Origin of the sequence: Shewanella sp. CAL98-MNA-CIBAN-0140 (assembly GCF_040309905.1) — a bacterium.
Lineage (GTDB): Bacteria > Pseudomonadota > Gammaproteobacteria > Enterobacterales > Shewanellaceae > Shewanella > Shewanella psychromarinicola.
On record NZ_JBEOPI010000134.1, the window covers coordinates 1 to 283 of the forward strand.

The 283-nt window shown below is 65.4% G+C and carries 1 protein-coding gene; it reads right to left on the bottom strand.

Translation table 11 applies throughout. From position 1 onward, the window contains the following. Positions 1-283: tRNA (adenosine(37)-N6)-dimethylallyltransferase (locus AAEY93_RS20470; protein WP_351079470.1), on the bottom strand; the 283-nt coding region annotated here is incomplete at both ends.

A 283-nucleotide genomic window follows, 5' to 3' on the forward strand; every position in this document is an offset into this window, starting at 1 on the left:
ATTGGGGTGAATACGTGCCGCAGACACCGGATCTACCGCCGCCAACTGGTCGTGCAGGGCCTGCCAGCCAAGGCGCGCAGCCTCTTCTTCCAGTTCGGCGCGCACCTGGGCATCGGCAGGCGGCATATCGGCCAGGCCTTCCTGCAACGCCTTGTAATAGAGCATGGTGCCGCCCACCAGCAGCGGGATATTGCCGCGCGCGGTGATCTCGGCCATGGCTGCCAGGGCGTCGGTGCGAAAATCCGCCGCCGAATAGCTCTGCGCCGGGTCGATGATGTCGATC